The sequence below is a fragment of the Streptomyces odontomachi genome, assembly GCF_024435355.1.
GTDB lineage: Bacteria > Actinomycetota > Actinomycetes > Streptomycetales > Streptomycetaceae > Streptomyces > Streptomyces odontomachi.
This window is the reverse complement of the sequence record NZ_JAMJWG010000007.1, coordinates 169,021-188,564: the sequence shown is the minus strand read 5'-3', so window position 1 is coordinate 188,564 and position 19,544 is coordinate 169,021. Positions and strand designations below refer to the sequence as shown.

Below are 19,544 nucleotides of genomic sequence, written 5' to 3'. Positions count from 1 at the left end.
ACCCGCCGTCCACGTCACCCGCCGACGGGTCACACGTCCGTGAGCCGCAGGCCCGCGTGGGCCTTGTAGCGGCGGTTGGTCGAGATCAGGTTGGCGACCAGGGACTCGACCTGGTGGGCGTTGCGCAGCCGGCCGGCGAAGACACCGCGCATGCCGGGGATGCGGGCGGCGAGCGCCTGCACGATGTCGGTGTCGGCACGCGCGTCACCGAGGACCATGACGTCGGTGTCGATGCGCTCGACGGACGGGTCCTGGAGCAGCACCGCCGACAGATGGTGGAAGGCGGCCGTCACCCGGGACTCGGGCAGCAGCCCGGCGGCCTGCTCCGCGGCGCTGCCCTCCTTGGGCACGATCGCGTAGGCGCCCCTCTTGTCGAACCCGAGCGGGTTCACGCAGTCCACGACCAGCTTGCCCGCGAGATCGTCCCGCAGTGCCTCCAGGGTGGCCGCGTGCCCGTCCCAGGGGACGGCGACGATGACGACGTCGCTGCGCCGCGCGCACTCGTCGTTCGCCGCGCCCTGCACGCCGGCGCCGATCTCCTCGGCCGCCGTCCGGGCCCGGTCGGCGGACCGGGAACCGATGATCACCTGCTGCCCGGCCCTGCCGAGCCGGTACGCGAGCCCCCGCCCCTGGTCGCCCGTACCGCCGAGCACGCCGACCACGAGGCCGGACACGTCGGGCAGGTCCCAGGGGTCCTTGGCGGGGGTCGTGGCGGCGCGCTGGCCGGGGGCGTTGTTGTCGGGAGTAGTCATAGGGGGACCCTATGCGTCCCCAGGCGACGACGCCCCTGCGAGGGGCGCCGAAGGTGCCGAAAAGGGCGCGGGGCTGTGCTTGACGTGCGGCTCCGCCGCGGGGGCGCGTAGCGCCAGCTGAGGGGCGCGGGGAACTGCGCGACCAGCCCCCCACCGGCCGGCGGTCCGGACACGACAGAAACAGCCCCCTTGGGACGGTGGCGACCTGACGGTCTCGTCGTGGCCGGTCGCGCAGTTCCCCGCGCCTCTTTACGGGCGCTACGCGCCCCCGCGGCAGAGCCGCACATCAGCTCCGCGCCCTCCGGCGCGGGTCAAGATCCTTCGTCGCCCCAGCGCGGGTCGTTGTCCCAGTCGCGGTTGCGCTCCGAGACCAGCTCGATCGCGTGCTCGGCCTCGGTGCGGGTGGAGTAGGGACCGAGGCGGTTCTTGGCCGGGCACTCCGGGCCCTCCTCGGCTTTGCGGTGCTTGAGGCAGTAGAACCATTCGCCCGGCTCTCCCACGGGCCGCTTCCTGAACAGCGCCATCATCGGCTCCTCACGGTCGGACCTCGGCGTACGGCGACCATGGTGACACCAGGACCGCTCGATACACTCACTGATATGTCTGGCCAGTCACTGCTCGTACCAGGAGAGCTCTCTCCCACCCGTTCCGTCCCCGAAAACATCCAGCGCCCCGAGTATGTGGGCAAACCGGCGCCGACGCCGTACACCGGCCCGGAGGTGCAGGATGCCGAGACGGTCGAACGCATGCGGATCGCGAGCCGTATCGCGGCACGGGCCATGGCCGAGGCCGCGGCGGCCATCGCCCCGGGCGTGACCACCGACGAGCTGGACGAGATCGCGCACGCGTACATGTGCGATCACGGGGCCTACCCGTCCACGCTCGGCTACCGCGGCTTCCCGAAGTCGCTGTGCACCTCCGTCAACGAGGTGATCTGCCACGGCATCCCCGACTCGACGGTGCTGCGGGACGGCGACATCGTCAACCTGGACGTCACGGCGTACATCGGCGGGGTGCACGGCGACACCAACGCCACGTACCTGGTCGGCGACGTCGACGAGGGCTCCCGGCTGCTGGTGGAGCGGACCCGGGAGGCCCTGAACCGCGCGATCAAGGCGGTCAAGCCCGGCCGCCAGATCAACGTCATCGGCCGGGTCATCGAGTCCTACGCCAAGCGCTTCGGGTACGGGGTGGTGCGGGACTTCACCGGCCACGGCATCAACACCTCGTTCCACTCCGGACTGATCGTGCCGCACTACGACAGCCCGCGGGCGACGACGGTGATCAGGCCCGGGATGACGTTCACCATCGAGCCGATGCTGACGCTGGGCACCTACGACTACGAGACCTGGGACGACGGCTGGACCGTGGTCACCAAGGACCGCAAGCGCACGGCCCAGTTCGAGCACACGCTGGTCGTCACGGACAGCGGCGCCGAGGTCCTGACGCTGCCCTGACGAGCCTGCCGGCACGCGGCCCGGTGTCCCCGCTCGCCGAGGACACCGGGCGGCGTGTGACCTAGGGCCTGTGTGGAGTCGTGATCTGGGCTCGCGGGGCGTGGCACGCACGCTCGCCGCGTTGCCGAAACGCCCACATAGCTCCGCTATGAGGGCGCTCCGGCGCCTTGCGATCGCACGCACCACGCCCCGCTCCCTGAACCAGATCACAACTCCACACAGGCCCTAGCCGATGGTCACCGGCTCCACCCCCTCGGCGCGGTACCTCGCCGACCAGCTCTCCAGGGCGGTGCGGCAGGCGTGGTCGAGGTGGTGCAGGCCCGACAGGTCGAGCGCGACCGGACGGCCCGGGGGCAGTGCTTCCAGGCTGTCGAGGATCTTCGGCAGGCGCAGGAAGGTCGCGTTGCCCGACAGGTGGACGTGAATCGGCCCCGTCCCCGTGTCGGTGACGTCCAGGCGTACCTGGGACGCCTCCCACGCGGCCTTCACCACGGCGAGGACCAGCCCGATGAGCACTCCCTCGAACATGCTGACCAGGACGATCGAGACCGCCGTCACCACCAGGATCAGCACCTCACCGCGGCGCTCCCGCCACAGCTCGACCATCTGACGTGCGGGGATCAGCTTGAACCCGGCATGGACCAGGACGGCCGCCAGTGCCGGCAGCGGGATCAGGGTCAGTGCCTGGGGCAGCAGGACGGCGAACAGCAGCAGCCACACCCCGTGCAGCACCCGGGAGAGCCGGGTACGCGCTCCCGCCTGCACGTTGGCCGAGCTGCGGACGATCACCGCGGTCATCGGCAGGGCGCCCAGCAGGCCGCAGACGGTGTTGCCGGCGCCCTGGGCCATCAGCTCACGGTTGTAGTGGGTACGCGGGCCGTTGTGCAGCCGGTCCACCGCCGCCGCGCTGAACAGGCTCTCCGCCGAGGCGATCAGGGTGAAGGCCAGCACGGTGCCGAGCAGGCCGGGGTCCAGCAGCCGGCCGACGTCCACCAGACCGGGCGGCTGCACGGCGGCGAGCAGCCCGGAGACCCGCACCTCGGCGACCGGCAGCCCGAACAGCAGCGCCACGGCCGTGGCCAGCGCCACCGCGGCCAGCGGCCCGGGCAGCGCCCGGACCCGGGCCGGCAGCCTGGGCCACAGCACCAGGACGGCGATGGTGCCCGCGCCCAGCAGCAGCGAGGCCCTGGCCTCGGCGGACGTCACCGCGTCGGCGAGCATGCCGGGCAGCCCGGCGATCTTGGCCGGTCCGGAGTCGGGTGCCGCCGCGCCGGTCACGGAGTAGAGCTGGCCCGCGATCAGGACGAGCCCGATCCCGGTGAGCATGCCCTCGACCACCGACACCGAGATCGCCCGGAACCACCGGCCCCAGCCCAGGGTGCCGAGCAGCAGCTGGCACAGCCCGGTGGCCAGCACCATCGCGCCCAGCGCGGACAGCCCGTGCTCGTGCACGGCCTCGAAGACCAGGACGGTCAGGCCGGCGGCGGGACCCGACACCTGGAGGCTGCTGCCCGGCAGCACGCCGGCCACCAGGCCGCCCACGATCCCGGTGACCAGGCCGAGTTCGGCCGGGACCCCGGAAGCGACGGCGATGCCCACGCACAGCGGCAGGGCGACCAGGAAGACCACCCAGGACGCGGCGAAGTCGCGTCGCACGTCCGCCGCGTTCATCGTCTTCATGAGGTTCGGCTTCTTGAGGTTCATCGGGGCCCTCACAGCGCTGCGAAGGAGTCGGTGCCCGGCCGGTGGGCCAGCACGGCGCCGGTGTGGACCTCGTAGCACCAGGCGTGCAGCCGCAGCCCGCCCGTGGCGAGCCGGCGTGCCACGCACGGGTACGACCTCAGCCGTGCCGCCTGCGTCAGTACGTGGCGCTGCACGGCACCGAGGAGGGCGGGGTCGTCGTCCGGGGTGGCGGGCAGGCCCGGACAGGGTGGCGCGTGCGGGCCGTCGTCCGCCAGGGCGTGCGCTCCGTCGTCCGACGGGCCGTCGTGGATGCCGTCGTCCTGCGGAGCGCCCGGGCCGGCGTCCGGGGTCGCGTGCCGGTCGCGTCCGGGCAGCGGGTCGGGGGCGTTGCGGCTTCGGGTGCCGGTGCCGCCGTCGGACAGGGCCTGCCGGTCGCGGCCGATCGTCCCGGTCAGCCAGGCGCGTACCAGGGGCGCCCCGGACAGGTCGTCGCCACGGACCAGGGCGCCGACGGCGCCGCAGTGCGAGTGCCCGCATATCACCACGTGCGAGACGCCGAGCACGCTCACCGCGAACTCGATCGTGGCGGCCTCGGACGTCGGGCCCTGCGCGTGCGACGGCACGACGTTTCCTGCGGTGCGCAGTTCGAAGAGTTCGCCCGGCCGGGCACCGGTGATGAGCGCCGGGACCACCCGGGAGTCGGAGCAGGTGATGAAGAGTGCCTGCGGCGACTGCCCGGCGGCGAGCCGGGCGTAGTCGGCCGACCGGACGGCGCAGAGCCGTCCGAACAGGCGTGCGTGATCGATGAGTGGTTGCATGGGTGTGCCTCCAGTGCGCTCCGCGTGGCTGCGGGCGCCTTGTCGGTGGAAAGAGTGATCACCCGTGCCGGAGTGCACACGCGGGCAGGACCGACCGGCCGGGCAGCCGGTGGAAGAGAGGGATCGGTCCCCGCGGGTGATCAGCACCCCGGCCGGAGAGCGGCCACGACGTTCAGGAACGGTGCCGTCGCCGCCCGGCCATCAGCAGCGGAAGACCTGTAGTCGTGCCAGATGTGCCGCGGTGGAGGCGGTACGGCCGGCCTGCGGCCGGGCGTCCACCGCGGTACCGATGCGGGCCGGGACGCCGACGGCGTCGCGTACCCGGTGGTGGCGTCCCGAGGGGGCGGGGACGCCTGTCTCCCTGCGGCGTCGCTGCGGACCCACGGTCCGCGGCGCCTCGTCCTTGGACAGTTCGCCGTCGGCGTCGCCGCGACCGGACCCGTTGCTGCTGCCGGGTGCACCGCCCTGGCCGGCCTGGCCTTGGGACGTGCCCGCGGTGACGACCTGGGAGGTGGCGCCGGAGGCGGCGCACACGGCGACGAGGAGCAGCAGCACGGTGGCCAGCGCGGTGAGGACGCGAGCGGTCACACTTCTGGCCATGCTTCACCCCCCGTGAGACGTGTGCGCCAGACCTGCGCACCGGTGTCCGATGAGCAGCACGGGCCGGCACCCTTGCGCACGCCCGCCGGTCGCCCGGCCGCTGCCGATGCGCACACCTTGCATGACGTCGCACCACCACAACCAGCCCGGGCGTCGCTATCTCGCCATGCGCCGAACGCGCTCTTGACGTGGGTCGACTGCACGGCCGTGGGGTGTCGTGGAGGCCGTGCGTGGCCCGGGGGTCACCGCGCGGACGATCCCGGGTCGTCCAGGGCCACCCGGCCGCCGATCTCGATCCGGCCCTCCGGCTGGGGTGCCGTGAGGATCTGGGAGCCGCCGCCCTGGCGGATGTTGACGGCGCGGCCCAGCTGCGCGGTGAGGAGGAGGGCACCTGCCCCGGTGGCCTCGTCCTCCTCGATGCCGTCGCCCCGGCCCGGGAAGCCGCGGGCCCGGACCCGGCCGGCGGCCTCGTTCTCCCAGGCCCAGGCGTAGATCCAGCGTTCGGCGGGGGTGGCGGACGCGGCGGGGACCGGCACGGGCAGCGCGTCCACCTCCGCTGCTGAGGCGTACTGGCGCAGGGTGCGCGGCGGCGCCCACGCGGGCCGTGCCTCGATCCAGCAGAACTCGCCGTCGAGGCGGGCGGCCACCACGCCCGCCGGGGTGCGCAGTTCGGGCAGGTCCAGCAGCCAGGCGGCACCCACGCAGGGATGGCCGGCGAACGGCAGGCGCTCGCTGGGGGTGTGGATGTCGATGGTGCCGCGCTCCGGGTCGTCGACGAACACCGTCTCGCTGAAGCCGAGCCGGGCCGCCAGCGCCTGCCGGTCGGCCTGCGCCGGCACCGTCGAGCCGTCCCTGAGCACGCCGAGGCGATTGCCGTGGCGGCCGTCCGGGCCGCAGAAGACCCGCAGCACATCGAGCACACCGGCCCAGGGTGCCGCGTTCAGCTTGTCTCGTTCCGCCACCCGCGCATTCAAGCACTCGCCAAGGGGCGGGGAGGTCATGCGCCCTCGGCCTTCCCCGATACGCCCCGGCGCCCTTAGTCCGAAGGGGCGCTCCCAGGGGCGCAGATGCTTCTTCGCCAAGATCCGGTCGCCGTTCTGAGAGCTGGATCACTGGACGCGGTGTCGTTACTGAGGTAAGCCTTCGGTAAGTTAGGTCTACCTCAGTTGTACGGCTGTGCGGCGAACGCATCTCCCGTCCGTCCGTGACCGTCGTACAGCCGGTACCCGATCCATCAGATCCCGCCACCGGCCACCACCTTGGAGCCCGCTTATGAGAGCCGTCCGACTCTCCGTCGTCACCGCAGCCGCCGGTGCGGTGGTCCTCGCGTCCCTCACGGGGTGCACCGCGAAAAGCTCCGCCAAGGACGACGATGCGATCAAGGTGACCGCGGCCGACACCCGCTGCGACACCTCCGCCAAGCAGACCCCGGCCGGAAAGGTCACCCTCGCCGTCGCCAACAAGGGCTCCAAGGCGACCGAGGTGGAGATCCTCTTCCCGGACGGCCGGATCGTGTCGGAGAAGGAGAACATCGGCCCCGGCACCTCGTACACCCTGACCGCGGAGATCAAGGCCGGGTCGTACGAGATCGCCTGCCGGCCCGGGATGAAGGGCCACGGTGTGCGGCAGAAGCTGACCGTGACCGGCGGCGACAAGGCCGCCGAGCGGGACCCGCAGGCGGACAAGGCGGTGGCCTCCTACCGCAACTACGTGCAGGACCAGGCCGATGACACGCTGCCCAAGGTGAAGACCTTCGTAGCCGCGATCAAGAAGGGCGACCTGGCGGCGGCGAAGAAGGCGTACGCGCCCTCGCGGGTGGGCTGGGAGCGCACCGAGCCGGTGGCCGAGTCGTTCGGCGACATCGACCCGAAGGTGGACACCCGGGCGGACGGCCTGGAGAACGGCCAGGAGTGGACCGGCTGGCACCGCCTGGAGAAGGCACTCTGGCAGGACAAGAAGATCGGCCCGAAGGAGAAGGAGCTGGCCGACCGGCTGGTGACCGATCTCATCGACTGGCAGAAGCGGGTCGGCACCGCCGACATCACCCCCACCTCGATGGCCAACGGCGCCAAGGAACTCCTCGACGAGGTCGCCACCGGCAAGGTCACCGGCGAGGAGGACCGCTACTCGCACACCGACCTCGTCGACTTCAAGGGCAACGTCGAGGGTGCGCAGCAGGCGTACGAGCTGCTGAAGCCGGTGGCTTCGAAGCACGATCCAGCGCTGACGAAGACCCTCGACCAGCAGTTCGGCGCGCTGAACAAGCTGCTGGACGGCTACCGCACCGGCGGCCCGGACTCGTTGGAGTACACCCCCTACGACCAGCTCGGCAAGGCAGACCGCAAGCAGCTCTCCGACGCGGTCAACGCGCTGGCGGAGCCGCTGTCCAAGCTCGCCGCCGCGGTGGTCGGCTAGCCCGGACCGGGTGGGCCCGGGGTACCCGCTGCGGTGGCACCCCCGGCCCGACCCGGTGCTCGCTCCCATGTCCCGCACCCCGAGCGGTCCGTCGGGATCGTCCTTCGAGATTCATCAGGCAGGAGCCGTCCATGGCGGAAGAGGTCACAGCATCCGGCGGTGCGCAGAGCGCCCCTTCGGATGCCCGGAACAGTGGGCAGGATGCCGGTGACGTCGGTACCGGCAGCGCGGATCCGGCCTCGGCGCGGGGCGCGCGTACCGGCGCGCGCACACCCTCGCGCCGGGCGCTGCTCGGCTGGGGGGGCGCCGGCCTGGCGCTGGGCGCCGCTGCGGCGGGCGGCGCCGCGGCCGCGGTCCGGGACGACGAGTCCTCCGACGGCGGCGCCACGGACGGCGCGGTGCCGTTCCACGGGGCGCACCAGGGGGGCATCGCCACCCCCGTGCAGGACCGGCTGCACTTCGCGGCGTTCGACGTGCAGACCAAGGACCGTGCCGCGTTCGTCCAGCTGCTGAAGGACTGGACGGCGGCCGCCGCGCGGATGACCGCCGGGCACCCGGTGGGGCACGGCGCCACCGGTGGGCTCGCCGAGGCGCCCCCGGACGACACCGGTGAGGCGCTCGGCCTCGCGCCTTCCCGGCTCACCCTGACGATCGGCTTCGGCCCGTCCCTCTTCACGAAGTTCGACCTCGCCGGGCAGCGCCCCGAGGCGCTGATCGACCTGCCGAAGTTCCCGGGCGACCAGCTGGATCCGGCGCGCAGCGGCGGTGACCTGTGCATCCAGGCGTGCGCGGACGACCCGCAGGTGGCGGTGCACGCGATCCGCAACCTGGCGCGGATGGGCTTCGGCACGGTGGCGATCCGCTGGTCCCAGCTGGGCTTCGGCAAGACCTCGTCGACGACACCGGGCGCGCAGACGCCGCGCAACCTGATGGGTTTCAAGGACGGCACCCGCAACATCGCCGGCACCGAGACCAAACGGCTCGACCAGCACGTCTGGGTGGGCCGGAAGGACGGCCCGGACTGGATGACCGGCGGCTCCTACCTGGTGGCGCGCCGGATCCGGATGAACATCGAGACCTGGGACCGCACGTCGCTCCAGGAGCAGGAGGACGTCTTCGGGCGGGACAAGCGCGAGGGCGCGCCGGTGGGCAAGGCCAAGGAGCACGACGAGCCGTTCCTGAAGGCGATGAAGCCCACCGCGCACGTCCGGCTCGCCCATCCGGACGCCAACGACGGCGCGACCATCCTGCGGCGCGGTTACTCGTTCACGGACGGCACGGACGGACTCGGCCGGCTGGACGCGGGCCTGTTCTTCCTCGCCTACCAGCGGGACGTCCGCACGGGCTTCCTGCCGGTGCAGCGGCAGCTGTCCCGGATGGACGCGCTCAACGAGTACATCCAGCACGTCGGTTCAGCCGTCTTCGCGATCCCGCCGGGCGTCCGGGACGCCGACGACTGGTGGGGCAGCGCCCTGTTCGGACCGCGGGCCGGCGGCTGACCGCGATGGGCAACCGAACCACCGAGGACCGACGTCCGAGGACCGCCGAAGACCGAGGAGAGGACACGCCATGTTCGGCAACTATCTGATCGGGCTGCGTGAGGGCCTGGAGGCGAGCCTCGTCGTCTGCATCCTGGTCGCCTATCTGGTCAAGACGGGCCGGCGAGACGCGCTGCGGCCCGTCTGGATCGGTGTCGCGGTCGCCATCGCGTTGGCACTCGGCTTCGGCTGCGCGCTGACGTACGGCTCGCAGGAGCTGACGTTCGAGGCGCAGGAGGGCCTGGGCGGCTCGCTGTCGATCGTCGCGGTGGGCCTGGTCACCTGGATGGTCTTCTGGATGCGCCGCACCGCCCGCCATCTGAGGGCCGAGTTGCACGGCAAGCTGGACCAGGCGTTGCAGATGGGCACCGCCGCGCTGGTCGTCACGGCGTTCCTGGCGGTGGGCCGGGAGGGCCTGGAGACGGCGCTGTTCGTGTGGGCGTCGGTGCGGGCGTCCAGCGACGGCACGCACGGGCCGCTGATCGGGGTGGTGCTCGGCCTGCTGACGGCGGTGGTGCTCGGCTGGCTCTTCTACCGGGGTGCGGTGCGCATCAATCTGGCCAGGTTCTTCGTCTGGACCGGCGGGATGCTGGTGATCGTCGCGGCCGGCGTGCTCGCCTACGGCTTCCACGACCTCCAGGAAGCGGGCCTGCTCGGGGGCCTGACCGACATGGCCTTCGACATCAGCGGCACCATCCCGCCGGACAGTTGGTACGGCACCCTGCTGAAGGGCGTGTTCAACTTCCAGCCGGATCCGACGGTGTTGCAGACCTGGGTCTGGGCGCTGTATCTGATCCCGACGCTCGCGCTGTTCCTGTCCCCGGTAGGGTTCGGGCCCGGGAAGGGGAAGGTGAAGGGTTCCGATGCACACTCTGCTCCACACTCCGGGGGCGCCACGGCGGTCGGTGACGCCGCGGCAGCGCCGGCCAAGGACGGCGCGCGGGCTCAGGTACCGGCTGCCGAAGCGGCCGGTGCTGGCCGCGACGCTGGTGACGCTGCTGGGGGCGACGACCGGGTGCGTGACGGTGCACGGGGAGCGGGCGGTGATCCCGTCCGCGACCAAGGCTAAGGCGGGCGACGCGCTGACCGCCTTCGTCGCCGCGTACAACAAGTCGGACAAGGCCTACGACCCGGCCCTGGACGAGGACCAGGTCACCGGCGCGCTGGCCGACATCAACCAGTCGGGTCTGAAGGCCAAGCACGTCAACAATCCGCAGGGCAACCCGGACCACACGCCCCTGAAGCTGACCGACCCGAAGTACACCATCCCGAAGATGGCGGGCTGGCCCAAGTTCTTCGTGGTGGAGGCGGACTCCAACCGCGACCAGGACGGTGTCACCGGTCAGGACAACAGCTGGCTGATGGTCTTCACACGCAGCGGGCCGCACGCGGGGTGGCGGGTGTCGTACCTGACGATCGTGCCGCTCGGGGACATGCCCGAGTTCGAGGTCGGCAAGGACGGCCTGGCGACGGCGGTGGCGGCCGACGACGAGGAGCTGGCGATCACCCCGAACCGCCTCAGCCCGGCCTACGTCACCTATCTCGACAAGGGCGGCCCGGCCTTCGCGCCGGGCGCCCAGACCTCCGCGTGGCGCCAGCAGCGCAACAAGGACGCGACCCGCGCCGGTCTGTCCACGCAGTTCATCGACAAGCCCCTGTCCGGCGGCGCCTACGAGCCGGTGGGCCTGCGCATCAAGGGCGGTGGTGCGCTGGTCTTCTTCGCCACCCGGCACTACGAGAAGCAGACCGCGGCGCCGGGCGTGACCCTCAACATCCCGCCGGACGTGAAGGCCCTGACCACCGGCGAGGTGAAGCAGTCGATCACGCTGGAGCGCGTCTCGAACCAGACGGTGATCGATCCACCGAAGGGCGGGCAGGACACGCAGGTGCGGTTCATCAGCCGCATCCAGGGGCTGACCGGCGCGAAGGGCGAGTAGGGCCTAGGTCCTGTCGTCAAACTCCCGTCGTCGCCCGAAGGGCGGTCCGGCGGCGTCAGGTGCGTGCTCTGGGGGTCCCCCCTGCTCGAAGAGCTTGGGGGAGCGCCGGGCGCGAGTCCGCGTACGCATGGGGGCACCTCCCACGCCGTTCAGGCAGTGGGGGAGTACGTGGGCTTGTGCCCGGTGCGGCGAGAGTGCGTGCATGACGCCGCCAGGCAGACGGGAGTTTGACGACAGGGCCTAGCCCCGCAGCGGCCAGCCCATCGACAGGTGGTCGCCCGAGAAACGGGCAGCGGCGTCCGTGAGCACCTCGAGCAGGGACAGCGGGTCCGGCAGCGGGTGCTCCGGGCCCCGTACCCAGACGACACCCAGGTCGTTCGGCAGCCGGGCCGGCGGTACCAGGACGTACGAGCCGCGGCAGTGCCAGCGCAGCCCCGGGTGCTCGTCCATCGTCTCGGGGTGGCAGTCCAGCTCGCACGGCCACCACTCGTCCTCGTCCTCGGGCGTGCCGCGGGTCAGCGTGAAGAACAGCATCCGGCCGTCGCCCGACTCGGCGACCGGGCCGACCTCGATGCCGGCGGCGAGCAGCCGGTCCAGGGCCTCGCGCCCGGCCTCGACGGGCACGTCGAGCACATCGTGGACCCGGCCGGTGGCGGTGATGAAGTTGGCCTCGGGGTGTTTCTCGGCCCAGCGCTGGATCTGTGCGCGGTCGGTCGTGGACTGGGTCTGCCAGGCGAACGAGATCGGGTGCCGGGCGGGCGTGGGACAGCCGACGCGGTCGCAGGAACATCGGTAGCCGCTGGGATGCGCGGCGGGGGCGAGGGGGAGTCCGGCGTCCGCTGCGGCGAGCAGCAGGGCCTCGCGGCGGCCGTCGTCCGGCGTCCGGTGCTCCTTGGAGCGGCGTCGCAACCACCGGGAGATCCTGCCGTGCCCGTCGGACTGGCGGCCGAACTCAGCGCCCATCTATCCCCTCGCTCGTCTCGTGCCGGCCGACCTGCTGGCCGATCACGCCTGGCCCTGCCGTCCGTGTCGCTTCGGTGACCGGCTGGCGTCGGGGTGAGGGACGACGACCGGCTGCCGTCGGTGTCATGGACGGCCGACCGCCGTCGTGTCATGGACGGCGACCGCCGTCAGCGCCCCGAGCGACCCGGCAGGTTACCTGCATCCTCCCACCATCCTGCGCCCCGTGTGCCGCAAGCCCGCATCCGGGGTCGGGCGGGCGCCCGGCCGGCCCGGCGCACGGCGGCAGGACGCGGCGTGGGCGGTCGCCGTCCGCGCCGGTGACGTTCGGCGAGCGCGCCCCCTTGGTCGGCCCCCTGGTCACCCGGGGTCAGCGTGGGCGCAGGCCGTGCAGCGCGTAGTCGACGAGGGTGTCGGCATAGGCGTGGGTGAGTTCACCGGTGCGTTGCAGCCAGCGCTGGGCCAGCGGCGAGACGAAGAGTTCGAGGGCGATCCGGGGATCGAGGTCGGCACGCAGCTCCCCGCTCTGCTGCGCCGCGCGCAACCGCGCCACGTACAGCTGCAACTGCGGCTCCAGCAGCCGGGCGACGAACCGGGCACCGAGCCGCTCGTCGACCACTCCCTCGGCGGCCAGCGCGCGGGCCGGCGACTCGAACGCGGGGTCCTGGAGCTCGTCCACGGTGGCCCGCAGCACCTCGCGCAGGTCAGCGGCGAGGTCGTCGGTGTGCGGGAAGGTGTAGGGCTCGCCGCCGACTGCCTCGGCGGCCTGCTCGCCGAGGTCGAGGAAGGCCTCCATGAGCACCTCGGCCTTCGACGGCCACCAGCGGTAGATGGTCTGCTTGCCGACCCCGGCGCGTGCCGCGATGCCCTCGACGGTGGTCTTGCGGTAGCCCTGCTCGGCGACGAGGTCGAGCGCGGCGGCGTAGATCGCCCGCCGCGAACGCTCGCTGCGGCGCGCCGAGTCGGGGCCCGACCTGCGACGCCCGTCCGACGCTCGGGCCCGGCGGTCCGGGTCGGCGACGGGGGCGGCGGGCGCTTCGGGCGGGCGGCGTGGGGCGCTGGCCGGCTTCCGGGAGGCGGACGACATACGGCGAATCTAACAGGGGGACGAACCGAGACGGTCCGTCTCGAAACCTCCCGGGTCGAACGTCACCCCGACCCATCCCGCTCGCCCCGGCGCGCCTCCCCGCCACCCGGCGCGCATCCCGCGCGACTCCCCACGGATCCGGCACGATCGACGGACAAAAGGGACAGACAACGGAAAGGTCGTCGCCGAACCCCCGAAATTCGCGCAACCGTCCTGGTAACGCTGGTAGCCGGCGGGATGATCCGCCTGGTACCCAAGGGGCAGCCGTTCCCGGCTTCGGCCGGGCGGACATCCCGCCACGGTGGCCCACAAGGCAGGCCGCGGATGTCCGGACCGGCCGACGTACCGACACGTACCGTCAAGGAGCTCTCATTGTCACGACCGCCCCGTAGCGCCACACCCCGGCGCTATCTGATGTGCCCACCGGCGCACTTCCAGGTCACGTACTCCATCAATCCCTGGATGGACCCCACGAAGCCGGTCGACCTCAAGTTGGCCCTGGCCCAGTGGGGTGACCTGCGGGACCGCTACCGCTCCCTCGGCCACACCGTGCACGAACTCGACCCACGCCCCGGCCTGCCCGACATGGTCTTCGCGGCCAACGGGGCGACCGTGGTCGGCGGCCGGGTGCTCGGCGCCCGTTTCGCCTACCGGCAGCGCGAGCCGGAGGCGGAGGCCCACCTGGAGTGGTTCCGGTCGCACGGCTACTCGGAGATCCGCACGCCGGAGCATGTCAACGAAGGCGAGGGCGACTTCGTCGTCACCTCGTCCTACATCCTTGCCGGCCGTGGCTTCAGGGCCAGTCCGCTGTCGCACGGCGAGGCCCAGGAGTTCTTCGAACGGCCCGTGATCGGGCTGGATCTGGTCGATCCGCGCTTCTACCACCTCGACACGGCGCTCGCCGCGCTCGACGACGCCGCGGACGAGATCATGTACTACCCCGGTGCCTTCTCGCCCGGCAGTCAGATGGTGCTGCGGCGCCTCTTCCCCGACGCGCTGGCGGTGAGCGAGGCGGACGCGCTGGCCTGGGGCCTGAACTCCGTCTCGGACGGTCGGCACGTGCTGCTTCCGCAGGGCGCCGTGGGGCTGTTCGAGCCACTGCGGGAGCGCGGCTACGAGCCCATCGGCATGGACCTGGGCGAGATGCTCAAGGCCGGTGGCAGCGTGAAGTGCTGCACGCTGGAGCTTCGGGACGAGTGACCCGGGGCCGGTGACACACCCGCGCCCCGTGACGGCACCTGGGGGCGGATCCTCTGCGCGCGAGTGATCGCGTGCAGAGACTTCCACTCAGTCGGTGTCCGACGCGACGCCGTCCGGCCGGCCGGGTGGTGGGGGCGGCTCCCAGGGGTCGCCCCACGCGGTGTCACGGGCGGCACGGTAGGTGCTGCCGTGCCGCTTCGTGACCGTCGCACGTTCCATCGCCCCGTCCGCCGTGCACACCTCCAGCAGCACCTGGCCCTTGCGCAGTTGCGGCCTCCGCAGCACCCGGGCCGCCGCCGGTTCGACGCCGGCCACCCGCGGGTGCACCGCGGCGACGTAGGAGAACTTCTCGTCCTCGTACGCCAGTGAGCCGCCCTTGACCTGGCGGTGCAGCGACGACCTGGTGACCCGGGCGGAGAAGTGGCACCAGTCCGTGCCGGGGGCGATGGGGCAGGCGCCGCCGTGCGGGCACGGCGCGGCGATGCGCAGCCCCGCGCCGATCAGCGCCTCGCGCGCCGCGACGATCCGCGCGTAGCCGTCGGGCGTGCCCGGCTCCACGATCACCACGACGCCCGCGGCGCGTGCCGCCGCCGCCACGGCGACGGCCTGGTCCGCGGCGCTCAGCTCCCCGAGCACGTACGAGAGCGTGACGATCCCGGACCGTCCGGTGGGACCGGCCGGGTCGGACGGCTCCGGTGCGGAACCCGGTATCGACTCCCATGCGGGCTCTGCCGCGAAGTCCGGCGCACCGATGCGGGTGGTACGCCAGGTGGTGGAGCTGAGGACCGGGTGGGAAGCGGCGAGCTCGCGGCCGAGGGCGAGGGCGGGCTCCGCCCGGTCGAGCACCGTGACCGCGCGCCGGCCCGGCCAGGTCGCGTTCACCGCCCACACCGCGGCGCCGGTACCGCCGCCGAGGTCGAGGTGGTGGTCCGGCGCCCAGTCGGCGGGCAGGGCACGCACGAGTGCGGCGAGCGCGGCGCGCACCGCCTCGAACGTGGCGGGCATCCGGTACGCGGCGTACGCGACGACGTCCGCGCGGTCCCGCAGGACCGGGACGGTGATCGGGGTGTCGCCGCGGTACTGCGTCATCAGCCGCTCCACGGCCTGCGCGGCACGCCGGGGCGCGATCCCGTCGAGCGCCGTGTCCAGCGCGGAGCGCAGCGGTTCGACGGGGGAGGAGTTGCCGTTCACCCGCCGAAGTCTAGGTGGGGTCGCGCACCGCCTCGCCGGCCGTGGTCGGGCACCCCGTTCCGGGCGCCCGACCGGCTCACGGATATCCGCGGCCTACCGGTGGACGCGGCTTACAGGTAAGGGCGGGTGATCAGCTCGATCGCATGGCCCGACGGGTCCTTGAAGTACACGCCCCGGCCGCCGTGCTCGTCGTTGATCTCGCCGGGGCGCCGCATCTGCGGATCGGCCCAGTGCTCGACCCCGCGCTCGCACAGCCGTCGGTACGCCCGGTCGAACAGCTCGTCGTCGACGAGGAACGCGTAATGCTGCATCTGGATCTCCACCGGCGGCTCGGCGAACTGGAGCAACACGCCGTCGTCGAGCTGGATGTTGGTGAACACGCCCCAGGACGGCGCCTGGGCGAGCTCCAACAGCTCCAGGAAGAACCGGGCTGACGCGTTGCGGTCCTTGGAGGCGATGATGGTGTGGTTGAACGTGACTGTCATCTGGCTGACCTCGCTGGTGTTCGGCACGGAGAAACGGGCTCGCGGTGCACGCGAGCGCGGAGGTCCGCGCGCCGAACCGGGGTGCCTGCCGGGCACCCGACGTGCGCTCAGCCGGCCACCGGGTGGCCCATCCGTGTGTGGCGTTTCGCCGGTCCGGTGTTCACGTCGGGTGACGCTACTGGGTCCGGACGGCCGTGACAACCGGCCGGCGGCCGGCTACCCGATGCCACGTCCCACGGCTTGACCTGCCCGGACGCCACGGGCCCGGCTACGCGGTCAGAGGTGCGTTCAACGACTCCACGGCGCGCACGAGCGGTGCCAGCTCCGGGTTCTTCGCGGCCTCGTCGAGGGCGGTGCGCAGGGCGGCGTCGTTGGTGGGGCGCGCCTGCTCCAGCAGCTTCCGACCCGCCTCGGTGACGTTGGTGTAGATGCCGCGGCGGTCGGTGGGGCACAGGTAGCGCTCCAGGAGGCCGCGGTCCTCCAGGCGGGTCACCAGCCGGGTGGTGGCGCTCTGGCTGAGCACGACCGCGTCGGCGACCTGCTTCATCTGCAAGTGGCCCCCCTCGCCGTCGTGCTGCCGGCTGAGCACGTCGAGCAGGGAGTACTCGCGCACGCTCAGCCCGTGCTCGGCCTGTAGTGCGCGTTCGATGTGGGTCTCGATCCTCCCGTGCAGCAGGACGAGGGCGCACCACCCCTGGGCGAGACCGGTGAGTGCAGGGTCCGTCGCTGGCATGGCGTCTTCCTCCGTCCCGTGAGCGGGCTACGCCCAGGATAGAGCACGGGCACAATAGCCCGCGCATACCAATAACCAGCGTGTGCAATTATTGTGGGCGTAGACAAAGCGCACCTGCAATCATCTCGGAAGGCGTACCCCCCTCATGCCTCTTGCGCTCCTGGCCCTCGCGATCGGGGCCTTCGGCATCGGAACGACCGAGTTCGTGATCATGGGTTTGCTGCCCGAGGTCGCGGGCGACTTCGGCGTCGCCATCCCCACGGCAGGTTTCCTGGTGACCGGCTACGCACTCGGCGTCGTGTTCGGCGCCCCGCTGATGACCGTGCTGGGCACCAGGGTGTCGCGCAAGCGCATGCTCATGGTGCTGATGGGCCTGTTCATCGTGGGCAACCTGCTGTCCGCCCTCGCCCCCACCTTCGGCGCCATGCTGGCCGGCCGCGTGGTCGCCTCACTCGCCCACGGCGCCTTCTTCGGCATCGGCTCGGTCGTCGCGGCCGACCTGGTCGCACCGGACAGGAAGGCCGGCGCGATCGCGATGATGTTCACGGGCCTGACCGTCGCCAACGTCGTCGGAGCCCCGCTGGGCACCCTCGTCGGGCAGCACGCCGGCTGGCGCCTCACCTTCGGCATCGTCGCCGCGCTCGGCGTCGTCGGCCTGGTGGGGATCGCCAGGCTGGTGCCCGAGATGCCGCGGCCCGAAGGGCTGCGGCTCCGCCACGAACTGCGTGCCTTCACCAACGCCCAGGTCCTGCTCGCCATGGCGATGACCGTGCTCGGCTTCGGCGGTGTCTTCGCGGCCATCACCTACATCGCGCCGATGATGACCCACGTGGCCGGCTTCGCCGACGGCTCCATGATCTGGCTGCTGGTGCTGTTCGGGCTCGGCATGGTCGGCGGCAACCTGGTCGGCGGGAAGTACGCCGACCGCGCCCTGATGCCGATGCTGTACGTCTCCCTGGGCGGCCTGGCGATCGTCCTCGCGGTCTTCACGGTGACCGCGCACCACAAGGTCCTGGCAACCGTCACGATCATGCTGATCGGCGCCCTGGGCTTCGCCACCGTCCCGCCGCTCCAGAAGCGCGTCCTGGACCAGGCGCACGGCGCTCCGACGCTGGCGTCGGCGGTGAACATCGGCGCCTTCAACCTCGGCAACGCGCTCTCCGCCTGGCTCGGCGGTCTCGTCATCGCCGCCGGCTTCGGCTACACCGCCCCCGACTGGGTGGGCGCCGTCCTCGCCGCCACCGCGCTCGTGCTGGCCGTGTGGTCGGCCGCCCTGGAGGGCCGCGCCCGCCGGGCAGGACGCGTCGTCACGGGCTCGGTGCCCGCCGACTCCCCGCCCGCCGGCGCCGTTCCCACCGACGCCGCGCCCGCCGCACAGCGGACCGCCGTCCGCCCCTGAAACCGCACCGGATGCGCGGGAGCCGTCTGGCCCGCGCCGTCAGGTCCCGTTCGCCCGGCGCCAGGCCGCGCCGGCCACCTCACCAGGAGTGCAATGTGAGCACCACCCTCTTCACGCCCTACACCCTGAGGTCCCTGACCATCCCGCACCGCGTCTGGATGGCGGCGATGTGCCAGTACAGCGCCGCACCGGACGGCGCGGCGGCCGGCGCCCCGACGGACTGGCACTTCGCGCACCTCGCGGCACGCGCCACCGGCGGCGCGGGACTGATCGTCACGGAGGCCACCGCCGTCAGCCCCGAGGGCCGGATCAGCCCCTACGACCTCGGCATCTTCAACGACACCCAGGTCGCGGCCTTCCGTCGCATCACCTCCTTCCTGAAGGCGCAGGGCGCCGTGCCCGCCATCCAGCTCGCGCACGCCGGCCGCAAGGCGTCCACCGAGCGCACCTGGGTCGACCACGGACGCCAGATCGCCCCGGACGAGCCGCACGGCTGGCGGCCGGTCGGCCCCAGCGCCCTGCCCTTCTCCTCCGCCTCGACCGTGCCGGAGGAACTCACCGGCGAGCAGATCGACGGGATCGTGCGGCAGTTCGCCGACGCCGCCCGGCGCGCGCTCGACGCCGGCTTCCAGGTCGCCGAGGTGCACGGCGCGCACGGCTATCTGATCCACCAGTTCCTCTCCCCGCACAGCAACCACCGCACCGACGCCTACGGCGGCTCCTTCGAGGGCCGGATCCGCTTCGCCCTGGAGGTCGTCGACGCCGTCCGGGCGGTGTGGCCCGAGGAGTTGCCCGTCTTCTTCCGGATCTCCGCGACCGACTGGCTCACGGAGAACCCGGCGGACGACCGGGAGGGCTGGACCTCGCAGGACACCGTGCGGTTCGCCAAGGAGCTCCAGGCCCACGGCGTGGACCTGATGGACGTCACCACCGGGGGCAACGTCCCCGACGCCACGATCGAGGTCGGCCCCGGCTACCAGGTGCCCTTCGCCGAACGGATACGCAACGAGACCGGCATGCCCGTGGGCGCGGTCGGCCTGATCACCGACCCGCACCAGGCCCAGTCCATCCTCACCGGCGGCGGGGCCGACGCCGTCCTGCTGGGCCGCGAGCTCCTGCGCGACCCGTACTGGCCCCGCCACGCGGCCGCCGAGCTCGGCGGCCGGGTCTCCAGTCCCGTCCAGTACCACCTCGCCTAGGGCGCCGATCGCCACGAGATCGGTTCGGCCCGTCCGAATCCCGGGAGGGGGCGGGCGGCCGGCCCTGCTCGGCCCGCCCCACGGTCGGCG

General features: G+C 72.4%; 19 protein-coding genes. 8 read left to right on the top strand and 11 right to left on the bottom strand.

Annotated features, from left to right (window positions below):
* Positions 1-29: 29 nt before the first annotated feature.
* Positions 30-752: an NADPH-dependent F420 reductase gene (npdG, locus tag NQO67_RS17215; RefSeq protein ID WP_255950883.1), complete on the bottom strand. Its 723-nt coding sequence runs from the start codon at positions 750-752 to the stop codon at positions 30-32.
* Between the two features lie 311 nt (positions 753-1,063).
* The gene (locus tag NQO67_RS17210) at positions 1,064-1,276 is read right to left on the bottom strand and encodes a hypothetical protein (protein ID WP_255950882.1); all 213 of its coding nucleotides are present in this window, start codon (positions 1,274-1,276) and stop codon (positions 1,064-1,066) included.
* Positions 1,277-1,351: 75 nt separating this feature from the next.
* Between NQO67_RS17210 and map the strand changes: the two genes are divergently transcribed.
* Positions 1,352-2,209, top strand: a complete 858-nt coding sequence (gene map / locus NQO67_RS17205) for a type I methionyl aminopeptidase (RefSeq protein ID WP_255950881.1) — start codon at positions 1,352-1,354, stop codon at positions 2,207-2,209.
* A gap of 225 nt (positions 2,210-2,434) precedes the next feature.
* Here the strand turns inward: map and NQO67_RS17200 are convergent, their stop codons facing one another.
* From NQO67_RS17200 to NQO67_RS17185, 4 genes are all read right to left on the bottom strand, one after another.
* Positions 2,435-3,889: a SulP family inorganic anion transporter gene (locus NQO67_RS17200; RefSeq protein WP_255950880.1), complete on the bottom strand. Its 1,455-nt coding sequence runs from the start codon at positions 3,887-3,889 to the stop codon at positions 2,435-2,437.
* A gap of 32 nt (positions 3,890-3,921) precedes the next feature.
* Entirely contained in the window at positions 3,922-4,710 is a 789-nt protein-coding gene (locus NQO67_RS17195; RefSeq protein WP_255950879.1) for a carbonic anhydrase, read from the bottom strand.
* A gap of 201 nt (positions 4,711-4,911) precedes the next feature.
* Entirely contained in the window at positions 4,912-5,310 is a 399-nt protein-coding gene (locus NQO67_RS17190) for a hypothetical protein (protein WP_255950878.1), read from the bottom strand.
* 242 nt (positions 5,311-5,552) lie between these two features.
* Complete coding sequence (locus NQO67_RS17185) at positions 5,553-6,272, bottom strand: PhzF family phenazine biosynthesis protein (protein WP_255950877.1); 720 nt, start codon at positions 6,270-6,272, stop codon at positions 5,553-5,555.
* Between the two features lie 310 nt (positions 6,273-6,582).
* Between NQO67_RS17185 and efeO the strand changes: the two genes are divergently transcribed.
* The 4 genes from efeO (at position 6,583) to NQO67_RS17165 (ending at position 11,200) form a co-directional block, all read left to right on the top strand.
* Positions 6,583-7,725 (top strand): iron uptake system protein EfeO, encoded by a 1,143-nt coding sequence (gene efeO / locus NQO67_RS17180; RefSeq protein ID WP_255950876.1) that lies wholly within the window; start codon positions 6,583-6,585, stop codon positions 7,723-7,725.
* Positions 7,726-7,856: 131 nt separating this feature from the next.
* Positions 7,857-9,224 carry an iron uptake transporter deferrochelatase/peroxidase subunit gene (gene efeB, locus NQO67_RS17175; protein ID WP_255950875.1) on the top strand — a complete coding sequence of 456 codons (1,368 nt, stop codon included), beginning with the start codon at positions 7,857-7,859 and terminating at the stop codon, positions 9,222-9,224.
* Positions 9,225-9,294: 70 nt separating this feature from the next.
* A complete protein-coding gene (efeU, locus tag NQO67_RS17170; protein WP_255950874.1) occupies positions 9,295-10,332 on the top strand; it encodes an iron uptake transporter permease EfeU in 1,038 nt (345 codons plus the stop codon).
* Positions 10,235-11,200, top strand: a complete 966-nt coding sequence (locus tag NQO67_RS17165; RefSeq protein WP_508493643.1) for an SCO2278 family lipoprotein — start codon at positions 10,235-10,237, stop codon at positions 11,198-11,200. The genes efeU and NQO67_RS17165 overlap by 98 nt, the downstream gene beginning before the upstream one ends.
* A gap of 240 nt (positions 11,201-11,440) precedes the next feature.
* Here the strand turns inward: NQO67_RS17165 and NQO67_RS17160 are convergent, their stop codons facing one another.
* Both NQO67_RS17160 and NQO67_RS17155 read right to left on the bottom strand, forming a co-directional pair.
* Entirely contained in the window at positions 11,441-12,163 is a 723-nt protein-coding gene (locus tag NQO67_RS17160; RefSeq protein ID WP_255950872.1) for a bifunctional DNA primase/polymerase, read from the bottom strand.
* 367 nt (positions 12,164-12,530) lie between these two features.
* Positions 12,531-13,247 carry a TetR/AcrR family transcriptional regulator gene (locus tag NQO67_RS17155; RefSeq protein WP_255950871.1) on the bottom strand — a complete coding sequence of 239 codons (717 nt, stop codon included), beginning with the start codon at positions 13,245-13,247 and terminating at the stop codon, positions 12,531-12,533.
* Between the two features lie 324 nt (positions 13,248-13,571).
* Here NQO67_RS17155 and ddaH point away from each other — a divergent pair, with 324 nt between their 5' ends.
* The gene (gene ddaH / locus NQO67_RS17150) at positions 13,572-14,447 is read left to right on the top strand and encodes a dimethylargininase (RefSeq protein ID WP_508493642.1); all 876 of its coding nucleotides are present in this window, start codon (positions 13,572-13,574) and stop codon (positions 14,445-14,447) included.
* Positions 14,448-14,534: 87 nt separating this feature from the next.
* Here ddaH and NQO67_RS17145 read toward each other — a convergent pair whose 3' ends face one another.
* The 3 genes from NQO67_RS17145 to NQO67_RS17135 form a co-directional block, all read right to left on the bottom strand.
* Complete coding sequence (locus tag NQO67_RS17145) at positions 14,535-15,638, bottom strand: small ribosomal subunit Rsm22 family protein (RefSeq protein ID WP_255950870.1); 1,104 nt, start codon at positions 15,636-15,638, stop codon at positions 14,535-14,537.
* 110 nt (positions 15,639-15,748) lie between these two features.
* Positions 15,749-16,123 carry a VOC family protein gene (locus NQO67_RS17140; protein ID WP_255950869.1) on the bottom strand — a complete coding sequence of 125 codons (375 nt, stop codon included), beginning with the start codon at positions 16,121-16,123 and terminating at the stop codon, positions 15,749-15,751.
* A gap of 268 nt (positions 16,124-16,391) precedes the next feature.
* Complete coding sequence (locus tag NQO67_RS17135; protein WP_255950868.1) at positions 16,392-16,856, bottom strand: MarR family winged helix-turn-helix transcriptional regulator; 465 nt, start codon at positions 16,854-16,856, stop codon at positions 16,392-16,394.
* A gap of 145 nt (positions 16,857-17,001) precedes the next feature.
* Here NQO67_RS17135 and NQO67_RS17130 point away from each other — a divergent pair, with 145 nt between their 5' ends.
* Both NQO67_RS17130 and NQO67_RS17125 read left to right on the top strand, forming a co-directional pair.
* Positions 17,002-18,255 carry an MFS transporter gene (locus NQO67_RS17130; protein WP_255950867.1) on the top strand — a complete coding sequence of 418 codons (1,254 nt, stop codon included), beginning with the start codon at positions 17,002-17,004 and terminating at the stop codon, positions 18,253-18,255.
* A 95-nt stretch (positions 18,256-18,350) separates the two neighbouring features.
* Positions 18,351-19,454: an NADH:flavin oxidoreductase/NADH oxidase gene (locus tag NQO67_RS17125; RefSeq protein WP_255950866.1), complete on the top strand. Its 1,104-nt coding sequence runs from the start codon at positions 18,351-18,353 to the stop codon at positions 19,452-19,454.
* Positions 19,455-19,544 lie beyond the last annotated feature (90 nt).